15 protein-coding genes are annotated in these 18,645 nt (G+C 61.2%); 8 read left to right on the plus strand and 7 right to left on the minus strand.

Translation table 11 applies throughout. The annotated features are described in order from the left end of the window. Positions 1-48: 48 nt before the first annotated feature. The 4 genes from carA (at position 49) to kefC (ending at position 7,013) form a co-directional block, all read left to right on the plus strand. Positions 49-1,197 (plus strand): glutamine-hydrolyzing carbamoyl-phosphate synthase small subunit, encoded by a 1,149-nt coding sequence (carA, locus tag ACJ8PN_RS12530; protein ID WP_004932920.1) that lies wholly within the window; start codon positions 49-51, stop codon positions 1,195-1,197. A 16-nt stretch (positions 1,198-1,213) separates the two neighbouring features. Next, complete coding sequence (gene carB / locus ACJ8PN_RS12535) at positions 1,214-4,438, plus strand: carbamoyl-phosphate synthase large subunit (protein ID WP_033631765.1); 3,225 nt, start codon at positions 1,214-1,216, stop codon at positions 4,436-4,438. 171 nt (positions 4,439-4,609) lie between these two features. Beyond that, positions 4,610-5,167 (plus strand): glutathione-regulated potassium-efflux system oxidoreductase KefF, encoded by a 558-nt coding sequence (gene kefF / locus ACJ8PN_RS12540; protein ID WP_004932911.1) that lies wholly within the window; start codon positions 4,610-4,612, stop codon positions 5,165-5,167. After that, positions 5,160-7,013 carry a glutathione-regulated potassium-efflux system protein KefC gene (kefC, locus tag ACJ8PN_RS12545; RefSeq protein WP_021505358.1) on the plus strand — a complete coding sequence of 618 codons (1,854 nt, stop codon included), beginning with the start codon at positions 5,160-5,162 and terminating at the stop codon, positions 7,011-7,013. The genes kefF and kefC overlap by 8 nt, the downstream gene beginning before the upstream one ends. 35 nt (positions 7,014-7,048) lie before the next feature. Here the strand turns inward: kefC and ACJ8PN_RS12550 are convergent, their stop codons facing one another. After that, a complete protein-coding gene (locus ACJ8PN_RS12550) occupies positions 7,049-7,663 on the minus strand; it encodes a LysE family translocator (protein ID WP_015376619.1) in 615 nt (204 codons plus the stop codon). Positions 7,664-7,791: 128 nt separating this feature from the next. Here ACJ8PN_RS12550 and ACJ8PN_RS12555 point away from each other — a divergent pair, with 128 nt between their 5' ends. From ACJ8PN_RS12555 to ACJ8PN_RS12570, 4 genes are all read left to right on the plus strand, one after another. Then, positions 7,792-8,592, plus strand: a complete 801-nt coding sequence (locus ACJ8PN_RS12555; protein ID WP_015376620.1) for a threonine/serine ThrE exporter family protein — start codon at positions 7,792-7,794, stop codon at positions 8,590-8,592. Beyond that, a complete protein-coding gene (locus ACJ8PN_RS12560) occupies positions 8,589-9,053 on the plus strand; it encodes a threonine/serine exporter (RefSeq protein ID WP_015376621.1) in 465 nt (154 codons plus the stop codon). The genes ACJ8PN_RS12555 and ACJ8PN_RS12560 overlap by 4 nt, the downstream gene beginning before the upstream one ends. A gap of 143 nt (positions 9,054-9,196) precedes the next feature. Then, positions 9,197-9,679, plus strand: coding sequence for a type 3 dihydrofolate reductase (gene folA, locus ACJ8PN_RS12565; protein ID WP_004932893.1), 483 nt, complete (start codon positions 9,197-9,199; stop codon positions 9,677-9,679). Between the two features lie 180 nt (positions 9,680-9,859). Next, positions 9,860-11,749, plus strand: coding sequence for a PhoX family protein (locus ACJ8PN_RS12570; protein WP_380692552.1), 1,890 nt, complete (start codon positions 9,860-9,862; stop codon positions 11,747-11,749). 48 nt (positions 11,750-11,797) lie between these two features. Here the strand turns inward: ACJ8PN_RS12570 and apaH are convergent, their stop codons facing one another. From apaH to lptD, 6 genes are all read right to left on the minus strand, one after another. Next, positions 11,798-12,649 (minus strand): bis(5'-nucleosyl)-tetraphosphatase (symmetrical) ApaH, encoded by an 852-nt coding sequence (apaH, locus tag ACJ8PN_RS12575; RefSeq protein ID WP_442534984.1) that lies wholly within the window; start codon positions 12,647-12,649, stop codon positions 11,798-11,800. A 2-nt stretch (positions 12,650-12,651) separates the two neighbouring features. Continuing rightward, positions 12,652-13,029 carry a Co2+/Mg2+ efflux protein ApaG gene (gene apaG, locus ACJ8PN_RS12580; protein WP_015376624.1) on the minus strand — a complete coding sequence of 126 codons (378 nt, stop codon included), beginning with the start codon at positions 13,027-13,029 and terminating at the stop codon, positions 12,652-12,654. A 12-nt stretch (positions 13,030-13,041) separates the two neighbouring features. Continuing rightward, positions 13,042-13,860, minus strand: a complete 819-nt coding sequence (rsmA, locus tag ACJ8PN_RS12585; RefSeq protein WP_004932881.1) for a 16S rRNA (adenine(1518)-N(6)/adenine(1519)-N(6))-dimethyltransferase RsmA — start codon at positions 13,858-13,860, stop codon at positions 13,042-13,044. Then, entirely contained in the window at positions 13,853-14,854 is a 1,002-nt protein-coding gene (pdxA, locus tag ACJ8PN_RS12590; RefSeq protein ID WP_171453306.1) for a 4-hydroxythreonine-4-phosphate dehydrogenase PdxA, read from the minus strand. Before pdxA ends, rsmA begins: the two co-directional genes overlap by 8 nt. After that, positions 14,832-16,133, minus strand: a complete 1,302-nt coding sequence (gene surA / locus ACJ8PN_RS12595; protein WP_033631769.1) for a peptidylprolyl isomerase SurA — start codon at positions 16,131-16,133, stop codon at positions 14,832-14,834. The genes pdxA and surA overlap by 23 nt, the downstream gene beginning before the upstream one ends. A 65-nt stretch (positions 16,134-16,198) precedes the next feature. Further along, positions 16,199-18,568, minus strand: coding sequence for an LPS assembly protein LptD (gene lptD / locus ACJ8PN_RS12600; RefSeq protein WP_411261109.1), 2,370 nt, complete (start codon positions 18,566-18,568; stop codon positions 16,199-16,201). Between the last annotated feature and the right edge of the window lie 77 nt (positions 18,569-18,645).

Raw genomic sequence — 18,645 nt, forward strand, 5'->3', positions numbered from 1 at the left:
CTGAATTAATATGCAAATATTGTGATTGATTATTCCTTGGAGGGTGTTTTGATAAAGTCAGCGCTATTGGTTCTGGAAGACGGAACCCAATTCCACGGTCGGGCCATCGGGGCAGAGGGAACGGCAGTGGGGGAAGTGGTCTTCAATACGTCGATGACCGGTTATCAAGAAATCCTCACTGATCCTTCCTATTCCCGCCAGATCGTTACTCTTACTTATCCTCATATCGGCAATGTCGGCACCAACGCTTCCGACGAAGAATCCTCCGCAGTACACGCCCAAGGCCTCGTCATTCGCGACCTCCCACTGATCGCCAGCAACTACCGCAACGAAGAAAGCCTGTCCGACTACCTCAAGCGTCACAACATCGTGGCGATCGCCGATATCGATACCCGTAAATTGACTCGCCTGCTGCGCGAGAAAGGCGCCCAGAACGGCTGCATCATCGCCGCCGATTCGCCGGATGCCGCGCTGGCGCTGGCCAAGGCGCAAGGCTTTCCGGGGTTGAAGGGCATGGATCTGGCGAAAGAGGTCACCACCCAAGAGGCCTACAGCTGGCAGCAAGGCAGTTGGACGCTTGAAGGCGACCTGCCGGAAGCCAAAACCGCCGCGGAACTGCCGTTCCACGTGGTGGCTTACGACTACGGCGCCAAGCGCAACATCCTGCGCATGCTGGTGGATCGCGGCTGCCGCCTGACCGTGGTGCCGGCGCAGACCCCGGCCGACGAGGTGCTGAAAATGAATCCGGACGGCATCTTCCTGTCCAACGGCCCGGGCGATCCGGAGCCGTGCGACTACGCCATCACCGCCATCAAACAGTTCCTGGAAACCGACATTCCGGTGTTCGGCATCTGCCTGGGCCACCAGCTGCTGGCGCTGGCCAGCGGGGCGAAAACCATGAAGATGAAGCTCGGCCACCACGGCGGCAACCACCCGGTGAAGGATCTGGACAACAACACCGTGATGATCACCGCGCAGAACCACGGCTTTGCGGTAGATGAGAACAATCTGCCGGCGAACCTGCGCGTGACGCACAAATCGCTGTTCGACCACACGGTGCAGGGCATTCACCGCACCGACAAAGCGGCGTTCAGCTTCCAGGGCCACCCGGAAGCCAGCCCAGGCCCGCACGATGCCGCGCCGCTGTTCGATCACTTTATCGAACTGATTGAGACTTACCGTTCTAACGCCAAATAATCAGGAGCAGTAAAAAATGCCAAAACGTACAGACATAAAAAGCATCCTGATCCTCGGCGCTGGCCCGATCGTTATCGGCCAGGCGTGTGAGTTCGACTACTCGGGTGCCCAGGCGTGTAAAGCGCTGCGCGAAGAGGGTTACCGCGTCATTCTGGTCAACTCCAACCCGGCGACCATCATGACCGACCCGGAAATGGCCGACGCGACATACATCGAGCCGATCCACTGGGAAGTGGTGCGCAAGATCATCGAAAAAGAGCGCCCGGATGCGGTGCTGCCGACCATGGGCGGCCAGACGGCGCTGAACTGCGCGCTGGAACTGGAGCGTCAGGGCGTGCTGGCCGAGTTCGGCGTTACCATGATCGGCGCCACCGCCGATGCGATTGACAAGGCCGAAGACCGTCGCCGTTTCGATGTGGCGATGAAGAAAATCGGTCTGGATACCGCGCGTTCCGGCATCGCGCACACCATGGAAGAAGCGCTGGCAGTGGCCGCTGACGTCGGCTTCCCGTGCATCATCCGTCCTTCCTTTACCATGGGCGGCACCGGCGGCGGCATCGCCTACAACCGCGAAGAGTTCGAAGAGATCTGCGAACGCGGCCTGGACCTGTCGCCGACCAACGAGCTGCTGATCGATGAATCGCTGATCGGTTGGAAAGAGTACGAGATGGAAGTGGTGCGTGATAAGAACGACAACTGCATCATCGTCTGCTCCATCGAAAACTTCGACGCCATGGGCATCCACACCGGCGACTCGATCACCGTCGCGCCGGCCCAGACCCTGACCGACAAGGAATACCAAATCATGCGCAACGCCTCGATGGCGGTGCTGCGTGAGATCGGCGTCGAAACCGGCGGCTCCAACGTGCAGTTCTCGGTCAACCCGAAAACCGGCCGCCTGATCGTCATCGAAATGAACCCGCGCGTGTCGCGCTCTTCGGCGCTGGCGTCGAAAGCCACCGGCTTCCCGATCGCCAAGATCGCCGCCAAGCTGGCGGTGGGCTACACCCTCGATGAGCTGATGAACGACATCACCGGCGGCCGCACCCCGGCGTCGTTTGAACCGTCCATCGACTACGTCGTGACCAAGATCCCGCGCTTCAACTTCGAGAAGTTTGCCGGCGCCAACGATCGCCTGACCACCCAGATGAAGTCGGTCGGCGAAGTGATGGCCATCGGCCGCACCCAGCAGGAATCGCTGCAAAAAGCGCTGCGCGGTCTGGAAGTGGGCGCCACCGGCTTCGATCCGAAAGTGAGCCTGGACGATCCGGAAGCGCTGACCAAAATCCGCCGCGAGCTGAAAGACGCCGGTTCCGACCGCATCTGGTACATCGCCGACGCCTTCCGCGCCGGTTTGTCGGTAGACGGCGTGTTCAACCTGACCAACGTCGACCGCTGGTTCCTGGTGCAGATTGAAGAGCTGGTGCGCCTGGAAGAGCAGGTGGCCGAGGCGGGCATCAACGGCCTGAACAAAGAGTTCCTGCGCACTCTGAAGCGCAAAGGCTTCGCCGATGCGCGTCTGGCCAAGCTGGCCGGCGTCGCCGAGAGCGAAATTCGCAAGCTGCGCCACAGCTACGGTTTGCATCCGGTGTACAAGCGCGTGGATACCTGCGCGGCGGAATTCGCCACCGACACCGCCTATATGTACTCCACCTATGAAGAAGAGTGCGAGTCCAACCCGACCAATGACCGGCCGAAAGTGATGGTGCTGGGCGGCGGGCCGAACCGTATCGGCCAGGGCATCGAGTTTGACTACTGCTGCGTGCACGCTTCGCTGGCGCTGCGTGAAGACGGCTACGAGACCATCATGGTCAACTGTAACCCGGAAACCGTCTCCACCGACTACGACACCTCAGACCGCCTGTACTTTGAGCCGGTAACGCTGGAAGACGTGCTGGAAATCGTGCGCATCGAGAAGCCGAAGGGTGTGATCGTGCAGTATGGCGGCCAGACTCCGCTGAAGCTGGCGCGCGAGCTGGAAGCCGCAGGCGTGCCGGTTATCGGCACCAGTCCGGACGCCATCGACCGCGCCGAAGACCGCGAGCGCTTCCAGCAGGCGGTCAACCGTCTGGGCCTGAAGCAACCGGCCAACGCCACCGTGACCGCCATCGAACAGGCGGTGGAGAAGGCGGCGGCCATCGGTTATCCGCTGGTGGTGCGTCCTTCCTACGTGCTGGGCGGCCGGGCGATGGAAATCGTTTACGACGAAACCGACCTGCGCCGCTACTTCCAGACTGCGGTCAGCGTATCCAACGATGCGCCGGTGCTGCTGGATCGCTTCCTGGACGACGCGGTGGAAGTGGACGTCGATGCCATTTGCGACGGCGAACGCGTGCTGATTGGCGGCATCATGGAGCACATCGAGCAGGCGGGCGTGCACTCCGGCGACTCCGCGTGTTCGCTGCCGGCGTACACCCTGAGCCAGGAAATTCAGGACGTGATGCGTCGTCAGGTGGAAAAACTGGCGTTCGAGCTGCAGGTGCGCGGCCTGATGAACGTGCAGTTCGCGGTGAAAGACAACGAAGTCTACCTGATTGAAGTCAACCCGCGCGCCGCGCGCACCGTGCCGTTCGTCTCCAAAGCGACCGGCGTGCCGCTGGCCAAAGTGGCCGCGCGCGTGATGGCCGGCAAAACGCTGGTTGAACAGGGCGTGACCGAAGAGATCATCCCGCCGTACTATTCGGTGAAAGAAGTGGTGCTGCCGTTCAACAAATTCCCGGGCGTCGACCCGATTCTGGGGCCGGAAATGCGCTCTACCGGGGAAGTGATGGGCGTGGGCCGCACCTTCGCGGAAGCCTTCTCCAAAGCGATGCTGGGCAGCAACTCGGGCATGAAGAAGCAGGGCCGCGCGCTGCTGTCGGTGCGTGAAGGCGATAAAGCCCGCGTGGTCGATTTGGCCGCCAGCCTGCTGAAGCAGGGCTTCGAGCTGGACGCCACCCACGGCACCGCGGTGGTGCTGGGCGAAGCGGGCATCAACCCGCGTCTGGTCAACAAGGTGCACGAAGGGCGTCCGCACATTCAGGACCGTATCAAGAACGGCGAGTACACCTACATCGTCAACACCACGGCAGGCCGTCAGGCGATTGAGGACTCCAAGCTGATTCGCCGCAGCGCACTGCAGTACAAGGTGCACTACGACACCACGCTGAACGGCGGCTTCGCCACCGCGATGGCGCTGAAAGCGGATCCGACCGAGCAGGTGACGTCGGTACAGGAAATGCACGCGCGCATCGGCAAGTAACCGCGCGATAACGCAACGTAAGGGGCGCTGCAGATGCAGCGCCCTTTTTTATTCAGCGAATTTGTCGGCTGGCGTTAAAAATTTCCGCTATCAATCAGTGGGCAAACTGTCACTCTGTGTGATTGGTATATGCTTGGTGTATTGGCAAGGAACGAAGGAACGACGATAACAATGATTCTGATAATTTATGCTCACCCGTATCCCCGGCATTCGCATGCCAATCACCGCCTGCTGCAGGCGGTGAAGGATCTCCCCGAGGTGGAGGTGCGCTCGCTGTATGAGCTGTACCCCGATTTCAATATCGACATCAACGCCGAGCAGCGGGCGGTGGAGCGCGCCGACCTGGTGGTGCTGCAACATCCGATGCAGTGGTACAGCTTCCCGCCGTTGTTGAAGCTGTGGATCGACAAAGTGCTGGAGCACGGCTGGGCCTACGGCCACGACGGCAATGCGCTGGTGGGTAAAGACTGCCTGTGGGCAGTGACCAGCGGCGGCGACGAGCACCACTTCGAGCTGGGCGACTTCCCCAACTTCGCCGCGCTGGCGCAGCCGCTGCAGGCCACGGCGATCTATTGCGGCATGACCTGGCTGCCTTATTTCGCCGTGCACAATACCTTTACCTGCAACGAGCCGGCGCTGCTCGCCGCCGGCGAAGCCTACCGCCAGCGGCTGGTCGACTACCTGATGGAACATGCCGAAGCGGAAACCCGGGAGGCCAGCCATGGATAATCACCACATGATGATCGAAGGGCTGATCTACCTCGGCTCCGCGGCGCTGTTTGTGCCGATCGCGGTGCGCCTGGGACTGGGCTCGGTGCTCGGTTACCTGATCGCCGGCTGCATCATTGGCCCCTGGGGGCTGAAGCTGGTGTCGGACGCCGAATCGATCCTGACCTTCGCCGAGATCGGCGTGGTGCTGATGCTGTTTATCATCGGCCTGGAGCTGGATCCTAAACGGCTGTGGACGCTGCGTGCCTCGGTGTTCGGCGGCGGCAGCATTCAGATGGTGGGCTGCGGCCTGGCGCTGAGCGCCTTCTGTTACTTCCTTGGCCTTAACTGGAAGGTGGCGTTGCTGATTGGCCTGACGCTGGCGCTCTCATCCACCGCCATTGCCATGCAGGCGATGAGCGAACGCAATCTGACGCCGTCGCCGATCGGCCGCAGCGCGTTTGCGGTGCTGCTGTTCCAGGATATCGCGGCGATCCCGCTGGTGGCGATGATCCCGCTGCTGGCCAGCAGCGGCGCCACCACCACGCTGGGCGCTTTCATGCTGTCGGCGGCCAAGGTGGTGGGCGCGTTGACGATGGTGGTGTTGCTCGGCCGCTACGTCACCCGCCCGCTGCTGCACTTCGTCGCCCGTTCGGGCATGCGTGAAGTGTTCAGCGCCGTGGCGTTGTTCCTGGTGTTCGGCTTCGGCATCCTGCTGGAGATGGCCGGGCTGTCGATGGCGATGGGGGCGTTCCTCGCCGGGGTGCTGTTGGCGAGCTCGGAATACCGCCACGCGCTGGAGAGCGATATTCAGCCGTTCAAGGGGTTGCTGCTGGGGCTGTTCTTCATCGGCGTCGGCATGTCGATCGACTTCGGCACGCTGTTCCATCATCCGTTACTGATCGCCTCGCTGCTGCTGGGCTTTATGCTGATCAAGGCGGCGTTGCTGTGGCTGATTGGGCCGCTGCTCGGCGTGCCGAAGCGCCAGCGCGGCCTGTTCGCCATTCTGCTGGGGCAGGGCAGTGAGTTCGCCTTCGTGATTTTCAGCGCCGCACAGCTGGCCGGCGTCTTGCCGGTTGAATGGGCCAAGTCGCTGACGCTGGCGGTGGCGCTGTCGATGGCGGCCACCCCGCTGCTGTTGGTGATCGCCGCGCAGCTGGAGAAAAATGCGCCGAAAGAGGATCGCCCGGCTGACGTCATTGATGATGAGAATGCCAGCGTGATCATCGCCGGCTTCGGCCGTTTCGGCCAGATCGCCGGTCGTTTACTGTTGGCCAACGGCGTGCACACCGTGGTACTTGATCACGATCCGGACCATATCGAAACGCTGCGTAAATTCGACACCAAGGTGTTCTACGGCGACGCCACGCGCGCCGATCTGCTGGAGGCCGCCGGCGCCGCTCACGCCAAGGTGCTGATCAACGCCATCGACGACGTGGAAGACAGCCTGGCGTTAACCGAGCTGGCCAGGCAGCACTTCCCGCATCTTAAGGTGGTGGCGCGGGCGCGCGACGTCGATCACTGGTATCAGCTGCGGCAGTTGGGGGTGGAAAAACCGGAGCGCGAAACCTTCGAAAGCTCGCTGCGCGTCGGCCGTGAAACGCTGGAGTTGCTGGGGCTGGACGCCTATGAGGCGCGCGAGAAAGCGGACACGTTCCGTCGCTATAACCTGAAGATGCTGGAAGATACGCTGGATAATTACCAGGATACTGAATTCCGTATCGCCAGCCTGCAGCGGGCCAAGGAGATGCTCAGCGCGGCCATCGAGCAGGATCAGAATCGGCTGGCGCGGGTGCAGCAGACCGGCTGGCGCGGCAGTATCGACGGCAAGGCGCCGGAGGATGAAGTGGTGGAAGCCAAAGGATAAGGGGAGGGGCGCCGTGATGGCGCCCCTTTTTTTGCTTAGCTCAGCGCCACCTTGATGCCTAAGGCGATCAACATGCCGCCCAGCAATTTGTCGACGATCTTCTGCGTCTTTTCCAACCCGCGGCGCACCGGCCCGCTCTGGATCAAAAATACCAGCAGCGGCCACCAGATGACCGACAGGCCGAGAATAATCCCCGCGTACCACAGCTTGTCACCCAGACCGGAATCGATCTGCAGCACCTGGGTGAAGACCGCCAGGAAGAACAGGGTGGCTTTCGGATTCAGCAGGTTGCACAGGTAGCCTTGCGCAAAGGCGCTCTTCAGGCTGACCTGCTGCTGCGGCAGATTGCTGACGTTCATTTTGCCGCCGCCGCGCGACAGTAGCGCCTGGATGCCGATCCACACCAGATAGACTGCCCCGGCGTATTTCAGCAGGTTGAACAGCCACGGTGTGGTGGTGATCACCACCGCCAGCCCGGCGACGCAGTAAGACATGTGGGTGGCGACGCCGCAGATCACGCCGAAGGCGGTCATCATGGCGGCCAGCCGCGGGTAGCGGGCGGCGTTTTTGATCACCAGGAAAAAATCCGGGCCGGGGGAAAGCATGCCGAGGGCGGCAATGCCGGCGACGAACAGTGAAGTTTCAAGCATGGGAGGCGTCTCGCGCAAAAGGCAGCAATCTGGCGATAATAACGCCGCTTCCTCTGATGCGCATCAACCCAATGAGGTATTGTTAGGCTCTATGATAATAATTCATCTACCGCCAGCGACGGAGCACCATGCAGCAGACTACCGCCACAGACAGGCCGGAACCGCACCGGCAACAGCGTGAAATCACCCGACTGTGCATTCAATGCGCGTTGCTGCTGTTGCAGCACGGCGCCGAGAGCACGGTGGTGGAACAGTTATCAACTCGCCTGGGACTGGCGCTGGGCATGGACAGCGTGGAAAGCTCGATCTCCGCCAATGCGGTGGTATTGACCACTCTTAGCCATGGTGCCTGTCTGACCACCACCCGTAAGAACGTCGATCGCGGCATCAATATGCAGGTGGTGACCGAAGTGCAGCATATCGTGATCCTCGCCGAGCATCGCCTGGCGGATGCGCACGACGTGGCGCGCCGCTTTGAAAGGATCCGGCCGCTGCGCTACCCGCGCTGGCTGGTGGTATTGATGGTGGGGCTGTCCTGCGGGTGCTTCAGCATGCTCAACGGCGGTGGCGGCGACGCCTTCCTGGTGACCTTTATCGCCAGCGGCACGGCGATGTTGGTGCGCCAGATCCTCACCGCCCGCCAGATGAATCCGCTGATCAATTTTTGCCTGACGGCATTTGTCGCGACGTCGATCTCCGGACTGCTGCTGCGCCTGCCGGCGTTTAAAGACACCTCGAGCGTGGCGATGGCCGCCAGCGTGCTGCTGCTGGTGCCGGGCTTCCCGCTGATCAACGCGGTGGCCGACATGTTCAAGGGGCATGTGAATACCGGGCTGGCGCGCTGGGCGATGGCCAGCCTGCTGACGCTGGCGACCTGTATCGGCGTGGTGATGGCGATGTCGCTGTGGGATCTGCGGGGGTGGTCATGAATCTGCTGTGGGCCTTGTTGCAGGAGATGCTGTTGGCGGCGGTGCCGGCGCTGGGCTTCGCCATGGTGTTTAACGTGCCGCTGCGTGCGCTGCGCTATTGCGCATTGCTCGGGGCTATCGGGCGCGGTTCGCGCATGCTGATGATGCATGCCGGCATGAACATCGAGTGGGCCTCGCTGCTGGCGGCGATCCTGATCGGCATCATCGGCATCTACTGGTCGCGCTGGCTGCTGGCGCACCCGAAGGTATTCACCGTGGCGGCGGTGATCCCGATGTTCCCCGGCATTTCCGCCTATACCGCGATGATAACTGTGGTGGAGATCTCGCATCTGGGCTACAGCGAGGCCTTGATGGAGACCATGATCACCAACTTCCTCAAGGCCAGTTTCATCGTCGGTGCCTTGTCGATCGGCCTGTCGTTACCGGGCCTGTGGCTGTACCGCAAACGCCCCGGCGTGTGAAATTTCCCGGCGAAAGAACGTTGGTTATTAGATATGCTGATAAGAGCTATCTTATATATTCATCTTGCTTGATTAGCCTATCGACGGCACTCAGGCCTTTACGTATAGTGTCACCAATTTTGCTGCCTACACAGGGTTAAACAATGATTATCAGCCTGATCGCTGCCTTGGCGGCGGATCGCGTTATTGGCATGGAAAACGCCATGCCGTGGCACCTGCCGGCGGACCTTGCGTGGTTTAAACGCAACACGTTGAATAAGCCGGTTATTATGGGCCGAAAGACCTTCGAGTCCATCGGCCGCCCGCTGCCGGGCCGCCACAATATCGTTTTGAGCAGCCGCCCGGGCAGCGAAGCCGGGGTGACCTGGGTAACCTCGCTGGATGAGGCGCTGGCCGCCGCGGGCGAGGTGGAAGAAGTGATGGTGATCGGCGGTGGGCGCATCTATACCCAGTTGCTGCCGCGCGCCGACCGTCTGTACCTGACGCACATCGACGCCGAAGTCGGCGGCGATACCCACTTCCCGGATTACGAGCCGGACGAGTGGGAAACCACGTTCAGCGAATTCCACGACGCCGACAATCTGAACTCGCACAGCTACTGTTTCGAAATCCTGCAGCGCCGCTGATCTCAGCGCGTTAGCCAGTTATCCCCGGGGGCGCAAGCAATTGCGCCCCCGGTCTTTTTACGCCGGTCATTCGTAACCTTTCCGTCACATTACCTGATTAGTATGAAGCCCAACTCCGAGCGCCACGGCAACTCTGGTGAATCTTGACCGCGGCGCCATAACTAAAAAGGTAACCACGTTATGACCAAGCAAATTGAGCAATTAGACGCCGACCGCCTGATCGATCCCACTCGCCGCAAGCTGTTGCTCGGCAGCGCCGGCGCCGTCGGCCTGGCCGGCTTTCTCGGCGGTGGCATCTGGTCGGTCTCCGCCGAGGCGTTGGCCGAGGATCTGCCACCGAACAGGCTGCTGGGCTTTCAGGGCATCGCCGCATCTACCGCCGACGAGGTGACCATCGCGCCGGGCTACCGCGCGGAGGTGCTGATCTCCTGGGGCGAGCCGCTGGTGGACGGCGCGCCGGCCTTCGATCCGCAGGGCAACAACAGCGCCGCCGATCAGGAAAAACAGTTTGGCGACAACAATGACGGCATGAGCTTCTTCCCTATTGATGACAATCACGGCGTGATGGCCATCAATAACGAATACGTCAACGAACAGTATCTGTTCGCCCACGGCGGCGCCAAAGCCACCAGCCTGGAAGAGGTGCGCAAGTCACAGGCGGCGCACGGCGTCTCCATTGTGGCGGTCAAGCGGGTCGGCGACGGCCAGCGCTGGGAGGTGGAACGCCCGTCGCGCTATAACCGCCGCATCACCGCCAACAGCGAAATGCAGTTCAGCGGCCCGGCCGCCGGGCACCCGCTGCTGCAGACCGCCGCCGATCCGAGCGGCCGCAAGGTGCTGGGCACCTTCGGCAACTGCGCCAACGGCAAGACGCCGTGGGGGACCTATCTGACCTGCGAGGAAAACTTCGACACCTATTTCGGCACCCGTCAGGCCGATTATCGCACCACGCCGGAACAGAAGCGCTACACGCTGAAGGCCAGCGAGCCGGAGCGCAACTGGCCGGATTATGATGAGCGCTTCGACGTGGCGAAGAACCCCAACGAATTCAACCGCCACGGCTGGATCGTCGAGATCGATCCGTTGAATCCGACCTCGACGCCCATCAAGCACACCGCGCTCGGCCGCTTCAAACATGAAAATGCGGCGGTGACCGTGGCCAAAGACGGCCGCCTGGTGGTGTACATGGGCGACGACGAGCGCGGCGAACATATCTATAAGTACGTCTCCAAAGGCGTGGTCGACGCCGCCAATCCGGCCAACAATCGCACGCTGCTGGACGAGGGGACGCTGTACGTGGCGCAGTTCGACGGCGATGAGGCCGGCACGCCGCTGAAGGGCAAAGGGCGCTGGATTGCGCTCGAGTTCGGCAAGAACGGCCTGACGCCGGAGAACGGCTTCCGCGACGAGGCCGAAGTGCTGATCTTCGCCCGCAAGGCGGCGCAGCAGGTCGGCGCCACCAAAATGGATCGCCCGGAGTGGATCGCGGTGAACCCGCATGACGGCCGCGCGTACTGTACGCTGACCAACAACAGCAAGCGCGGTGAGGAAGGGATGCCGCTGAACGCCGCCAACCCGCGGCCTAACAATATCTATGGCCAAATCATTCGCTGGGATGAAGGTGGCGACGCCACCGCCGACGTCTTCGCCTGGGACATCTATGCGCTGTGCGGCAACCCGATCGCCCACCCCGAAGGCGTCAACCGTGGCACGCCGAACATCACGGCGGAAAATACCTTCAACAGCCCGGACGGGCTGGGCTTCGATCGCGCCGGCCGCCTGTGGATCCTCACCGACGGCAAGTACAGCAACAAGGGCGATTATGTCGGGCAGGGCAACAACCAGATGCTGGTGGGCGATCCGGTCAGCGGCGAGATCCGCCGTTTCATGGTGGGGCCGAAGTCCTGCGAACTGACCGGCATCACTTTCACCCCGGACTACAAGACGATGTTCGTCAACGTGCAGCATCCGGGAGAAGAGGGCGATTCGCACTTCCCGAACAACAGCCCGCGCCCGCGTTCATCGGTATTGATGATCACGCGTGAAGATGGCGGGGTGATTGGGGCGTAAGGCGATAATATAGAAAACAAAGGCGGCCACCGGGCCGCCTTTGTATTTTCAGGATGCGGCCAGTCTGCCGGCGTGGTCAGACGCCTCGCCCCGATTGGCGGGCTGCGTGAAGTAACGGCGGTCTTCCCAGCGCAGCATCGTCAGGTCGCCGCCCCAGCAGCAGCCGGTATCCAGCCCGATCACGCCTTCCGGCGTGCCCTTGCCTTCGAGCGAGGCCCAGTGGCCGAAGATGATGGTGTATTCCGGATCCACCAGGCGCGGCAGTTCGAACCACGGCTTCAGCGGCGCCGGTGCGCTGCCCGGCGCATCTTTGCAGATCATGTCAAGCTGGCCGTTGGGGAAGCAGTAGCGCATGCGCGTGAACGCATTGGTGCTGAAACGCAGGCGCGCCAGGCCGCTCAGCTCCGGCGCCCAGTTGTTCGGCATGTCGCCGTACATGGTGTCGAGGAACAGCGGATAGCTGTCGCTGCTCAATACCGCCTCCACTTCGCGCGCGCACATTTTCGCGGTGTCGATATCCCACTGAGGGGTGATGCCGGCGTGCGCCATCACCAGCTTTTGCTCATCATCCACCTGCAGCACCGGTTGGCGGCGCAGCCAGTTGATCAGCTCGTCGGCGTCCGGCGCTTCCAGCAGCGGCGTGATGCGATCTTTGGGTTTGTTGCGGCTAATGCCGGCGTAAACCGCCAGCAGGTGCAGATCGTGGTTGCCCAGCACCATGCGCACCGCCGGGCCGAGCGAGCGCACGTAGCGCAGCACGTCCAGCGAGGCGGGGCCGCGCGCCACCAGATCGCCGGTCAGCCACAGTTGATCGCGCTCGGGATCGAACGCAACCTGAGCCAGCAGCGACTTCAGTTCATCGAAACAGCCGTGAACGTCGCCGATAAGGTATGTCGACATAATTAATGGATCAGCGTTGGAATGGCTAAGCGGAACACGGGAATAGCGGTGCGGAACGGCTGACCCTGATGGTCAACCATTTCGTAATGGCCTTCCATGGTGCCCAGCGGCGTTTCCAGAATGGCGCCGCTGGTGTACTGAAACTCTCCACCGGGCGGAATGACGGGCTGTTCGCCGATCACGCCTTCGCCCTGGACTTCGGTTTGGCGGCCGTTGCTGTTGGTGATCAGCCAGTAACGGCCCAGCAGTTGCACGTTGGTCCGCCCCAGATTGCGGATGGTAATGGTATAGGCGAAGACGTAACGCTCTTCTTCAGGGATCGACTGTGATTCCACATAGATGCTCTGAACCTGAATACACACGCGGGGCGAATCAATCATGACAACAACTCCTTATTGCTGCGGCGCCGGATTGGCTGACAGCCAGTTCGCCAGCTTGCAGTACTGCGCCACAGAAATATTCTCTGCTCTGAGCGAAGGATCGACGCCCAGCTCCGTCAGCTGCTCCGGCGTGAACAGGTCGCCCAGGCTGTTGCGGATGGTTTTCCGCCGCTGGTTGAACGCCTGCGTGGTGATGCGGCTCAGCATGCGCACGTCGCCCACCGGGTTCGGCAGCTCGGTGTGCGGGACCAGGCGCACCACGGCGGAATCGACCTTCGGCGGCGGCGCGAACGCGGTCGGCGGCACTTCCAGCACCGGAATGACGTTGCAGTAGTACTGCGCCATCACGGTCAAACGCCCGTAGGCCTTGCTGTTCGGGCCGGCCACCAGACGGTTGACCACCTCTTTTTGCAACATAAAGTGCATGTCGCGGATTGCCTGAGTATAGCTGAAAAGGTGGAACATCAGCGGCGTCGAAATATTGTACGGCAGGTTACCAAATACGCGCAGCGGTTGGCCAGCTTCCTCGGCCAGTTCGGCGAAATTCACCGTCATGGCGTCCTGCTGGCGGATGGTCAGCTTGTCTTTCAGCCGCGGGTGGTTCTCCAACCGGGTGGCCAGATCGCGGTCCAGTTCGATCACCGTCATGCGGTCCATGCGTGCGCCAACCGGCTCGGTCAAGGCGCCGAGGCCGGGGCCGATCTCGACCACCGCTTCGCCCGGCTGCGGGTGAATGGCGGAGACAATGCTATCGATGACAAACTGATCGGTTAAAAAGTTTTGTCCAAAGCGTTTGCGGGCAAAGTGCCCTTGGTGGACTCTGTTATTCATTACAATTAATTATCATTTTAATGGCGAGATTCAGGGCCGTTTGGAAACTGCCGACATCGGCGGTGCCGGTGCCGGCCAGTTCCAGAGCGGTACCGTGGTCGACCGAGGTGCGTATGAAAGGCAAACCGAGGGTGATATTCACCGCGCGGCCGAACCCTTGGTATTTTAGCACCGGCAGCCCCTGATCGTGATACATCGCCAGCACCGCATCGGCATCTTGCAGATATTTGGGCTGGAACAGGGTGTCCGCCGGCAGCGGGCCGATCAGATGGATACCGTCAGCGCGCAGCGCGTCGAGCGCCGGGATGATGGTGTCTATCTCTTCGCGCCCCATATGGCCGCCTTCCCCGGCGTGGGGATTCAGACCGCAGACATAAATGTGCGGCTGAGCGATGCCAAATTTGGTTTTCAGATCGTGGTCGAGAATGCGAATGACTTCGAACAGGCTCTGCTGCGTGATGGCGCCCGGCACCGCCAGCAGCGGCAGGTGGGTGGTCGCCAGCGCCACGCGCAGCTCTTCGGTCGCGAGCATCATCACCACGCGATCGCAGCGGCTGCGATCGGCAAAGAATTCGGTATGGCCGATAAACGGCACGCCGGCGTCGTTGATCACGCCTTTGTTCACCGGGCCGGTGATCAGAGCGGCAAATTCGCCGTTCAGGCAGCCGTCGCAGGCGCGCGCCAGGGTTTCCACCACGTAGGCGCTGTTGCCGACGTTCAGTTCACCGGCGGTGACCGGCTGAGCGAGCGACACCGGCAGCACGGTCAGCGTGCCGGCGCGTTGCGCCTCGGCCGGTTGCTGCGGTTGGTAGTCGCGCAGCGTCAGCGGCAGGCCCAAGCGCTTGGCGCGTTCAAGCAGCAGGGCCGGATCGGCGCACACCACCAGCTCAACAGGCCAATCCTGTTGCGCCAGGGCGGCTACCAAATCCGGCCCCACCCCGGCGGGTTCGCCGGGGGTAATGACGACGCGTTTATTGCTGCGCATCGCTGCCATCGAGGATCTTCACGTAAGCCTGGGCGCGCTGTTCCTGCATCCAGGTCTGCGCCTCTTCGGCGAACTTACGGTTGAACAGCATGCGGTAAGCGCGATCTTTCTGCGCGGCGTCGGTCTTATCCACCTGACGGGTATCCAGCAGCTGAATCAGGTGCCAACCGAAGGAAGAGTGGACCGGCGCGCTGATTTCACCTTTGCTCAGCTTCAGCAACGCATCGCGGAAGGCCGGATCGTAGATGTCCGGGGAGGCCCAGCCCAGATCGCCGCCCTGCATGGCGGAACCCGGATCCTGCGACAGCTGTTTGGCTTCGTCGGCGAATTTGGCGCGGCCGCTCTTGATGGCTTCCGCAACGGATTGCAGCTTGGCGCGCGCCTGATCGTCAGTCAGCACCACCGAAGGCTTCAGCAGGATGTGACGGGCGTGCACTTCGGTGACCGACACCGACTGGCTGGCGCCGCGGATATCGTTCACTTTCAGGATGTGGAAGCCGACGCCGGAACGGATTGGGCCGACGACGTCGCCTTTCTTGGCGCTCACCAGACGTTCAGCGAACAGGGTCGGGATCTCTTGCAGCTTGCCCCAGCCCATGTTGCCGCCTTTCAGCGCCTGAGAATCGGCGGAGTAGGTGATCGCCAGCTTGCCGAAGTCGGCACCGCTGTTGATCTCACCCACCAGGCGTTTGGCCAGCTCTTCGGCTTTGTCGACCTGCTGCTGCGACGGGTTTTCCGGCAGCGGGATCAGGATGTGGCTGATGTTCATTTCGGTGTCGCTGCCGTTCTGCGCGCCCACCTGTTTGGCCAGCGCGTCCACTTCCTGCGGCAGGATGGTGACGCGGCGGCGCACTTCGTTGTTACGCACTTCGGAAATCAGCATCTCTTTGCGGATCTGCGAACGGTAGGTGTTGTAGTTCAACCCTTCGTACGACAGGCGGCTGCGCAGCTGATCGACGCTCATGCGGTTCTGCGCGGCGATGTTGGCGATCGCTTTGTCCAGCTCGGCGTCGGACACGGTAATGCCCATTTTCTTGGCCATCTGCAGCTGGATGTTATCCATGATCAGCCGTTCGATGATCTGATGGCGCAGCGTCTTGTCGTCCGGCAACTGTTGGCCGGCCTGCTGGGCGTTGAGCTTGACTGACTGCAACAGACCGTTGACGTCGCTTTCGAGTACCACGCCGTTATCCACGACGGCGGCGACTTTATCCACTTCTTGGGGTGCTGCGAACGCGGCATTGGCGCAAACCACCAATCCGAGAATAAGCGTTCTCCAGTTCTTCATACATTTCCCATTATGTAATCCGCAAATGCGGGTGAAAGTTCTCGTTTTCAAAGTGTTGCAAAGCGTCAGAATGCGCGCTGATACGGCAGAATGCCGGAGCGCAGCATTTCTGCGGAGCCGAGACTATGATCGCTGCTCAGGCCGCGCAGTTCGACGTTGAACGAAACTCTGTTGTCGTAAACGCTGGTATTGTTGCTGTTGTTCCAGTCGGTGATCTTGCGCTCATAGCCCAGGGTCACCGCCCAGCAGCAGGTGTTGTACTTCAGCCCCACCAGTTGATCGGCGGATTGTTTGGCGCGGGTGTCGTAGTAGTACGCCCCGACGACCGCCCAACGATCGGCGATCGGCCAACTGCCGGTGATGCCCACCTGCGAGATGCCGTCCTGGAAGGCCGGAACCGTTTTGGTGTTCAACGCCGTCTGGATGTATTCCGGCGTGGCGTAACGGTAGTTCAGCTGCACCACGCGTTCGGCATCCTGGCGGTATTCCACCACGCCGTTGCCCAGCGAGACGCTGTTCAGGCGGGTGTCATACTGCAGGCCGCCGCGCAGGCCCCAACGATCGTCGATTTTCCAATAGGTATCGCCGGCCCAGGCCACGCTGCCGGTGTCGTCGTTGTTGTCGTAACCGGTCATCTGGTCACCGGTACGCGAACGGCTGAAGTAGTAGATTTGACCCACGGAAGCGTTAAAACGTTCCACCAGCGCGTCATCATAAATGCGCGTGGTCAAACCGGTAGAGACGCGGTTCTGCGAAGCGATGCGATCCAGGCCGCTGTAGGTGCGGTCACGGAACAGGCCGGAGTAGTCGGTCTGCAACAGCGTGCTGTCGTAGGTGTAGATGTTGCTCTGGTCGCGGTACGGCACGTACAGGTACTGCACGCGCGGCTCCAGCGTCTGGGTGGCGCCTTCAGCCCAGATCATCGGCCTCTCGAACACCAGCTTGCCGTCTACCTTGAACTGTGGCAATACGCGGTTGACCGAGTCGTCGAGCTTCGGTGCGTCGGCTGCGCTTACTTGATTACGCATGGCGTAGTTAGCAACGAAACCGTCAGGAATATCCTGTTGGTAGTGGGTCGCCATCAGCTTGGCTTCGGTGTTCAGGCTGGCCCAGCCGTTGGTGAGCGGCAGGTTGAGCGTCGGCTCCATGTGCAGACGGGTGGCGTCCGGGCTGTACGGGTTGACGCTGGTGAACTTGGCCGCCTGGCCGTAAATATGGAAATCGAACGGGCCGAGGTCGTTCTTGTAGTAGTTCAGATCCAGCTGCGGCTGTACCTTGTAGGTCTGCGACCAGGTACGATCGGTATTGTCGAAAATCTGGAACTGTTTGGAGCTCAGCGTGGCGTTCCAGTTTTCGTTGGCATAGCCGAGGCTGAATTTCTGCGTGGCGTAGCCGTCGGTGGTGGAGCCGTACTTGGAGTCCAGATCGGTGAAGTATTTGTAATCGCTGACCTTGGTGTAGTCGACGTTGAAACGCCACACCTGATCCATAACGCCGTTGTGGTTCCAGTAGAACAGCCAGCGTTTGCTGTCGTCATTATCTTTACCGTATTCCTTATCGTCCGGCAGCCAGTCGAACTCCATCAGGCCGAGGCCCGGCTGCACCAGATAACGGAACTCGGTCTGCCACTGCAGGCCGCGTTTGGACATATAGTGTGGCGTGATGGTGGCATCGTAGTTCGGCGCGATGTTCCAGTAGTACGGCAACATGAACTCGAAGCCGTTGTTGCTGCCGTACTTGGCGTTCGGGATCAGGAAACCGGAACGGCGCTTGTCGCCGACCGGCAATTGCAGGTATGGGCTGTAGAACACCGGCACGCCGCCGATGCGGAAGCGGGCGTTCCACACTTCCGCCACCTGCTCTTCGCGATCGTGGATCACTTCGGAGCCGACCACGCTCCAGCTGTCGTCGCCCGGCAGACAGGAGGTAAAGGTGCCGTTTTCCAGAATGGTATAACGGTTGGCGCCGCGCATTTTCATCTTGTCGGCGTCGCCGCGCCCCTGACGGCCGACCATCTGATAGTCGCCTTCATAGACGTCGGTATCTTTGGTATTCAGGTTCGACCAGGCCTTAGGGCCTTTCAGTTTGATCTGATTGTCGCTGTAGTGCACGTCGCCGGTGGCGGTGACGGTGCGCACCGGTTCCGTCTGGCCAGGGTTTTGCGTCTGGTTCAGCTCGACTTCTTTGGCGGTCAGGGTGCTGTTGCCTTGCTCGATATGCACGTTGCCGCTGAACAGGGCGCTTTTCGGGTAGTCGGCGCGCGAGTCATCGGCATTGATGGTCACCGGCTGGCTGTTCGGATCGCCGCTGACCAAAGGCTTGTCGTAAACGGGAACGCCAAGCATGCATTGCTCGGCCAGATCAGCCAGCGCATGCTGACTGTAGAGTGCCGTCCAAATCATCGTGGCCAGCAGTGTTGGGAAACTTTTTTTCATACGCGGTTTTGGTGTTCCGTCATCAGAGGCGTCGTGTCCGGCAAACGGTCAGAGACTATATTACTCATCTGCGTTGC

The sequence above is a fragment of the Serratia sp. CY76391 genome (genome assembly GCF_052166695.1).
Classification (GTDB): Bacteria; Pseudomonadota; Gammaproteobacteria; order Enterobacterales; family Enterobacteriaceae; genus Serratia; species Serratia nematodiphila.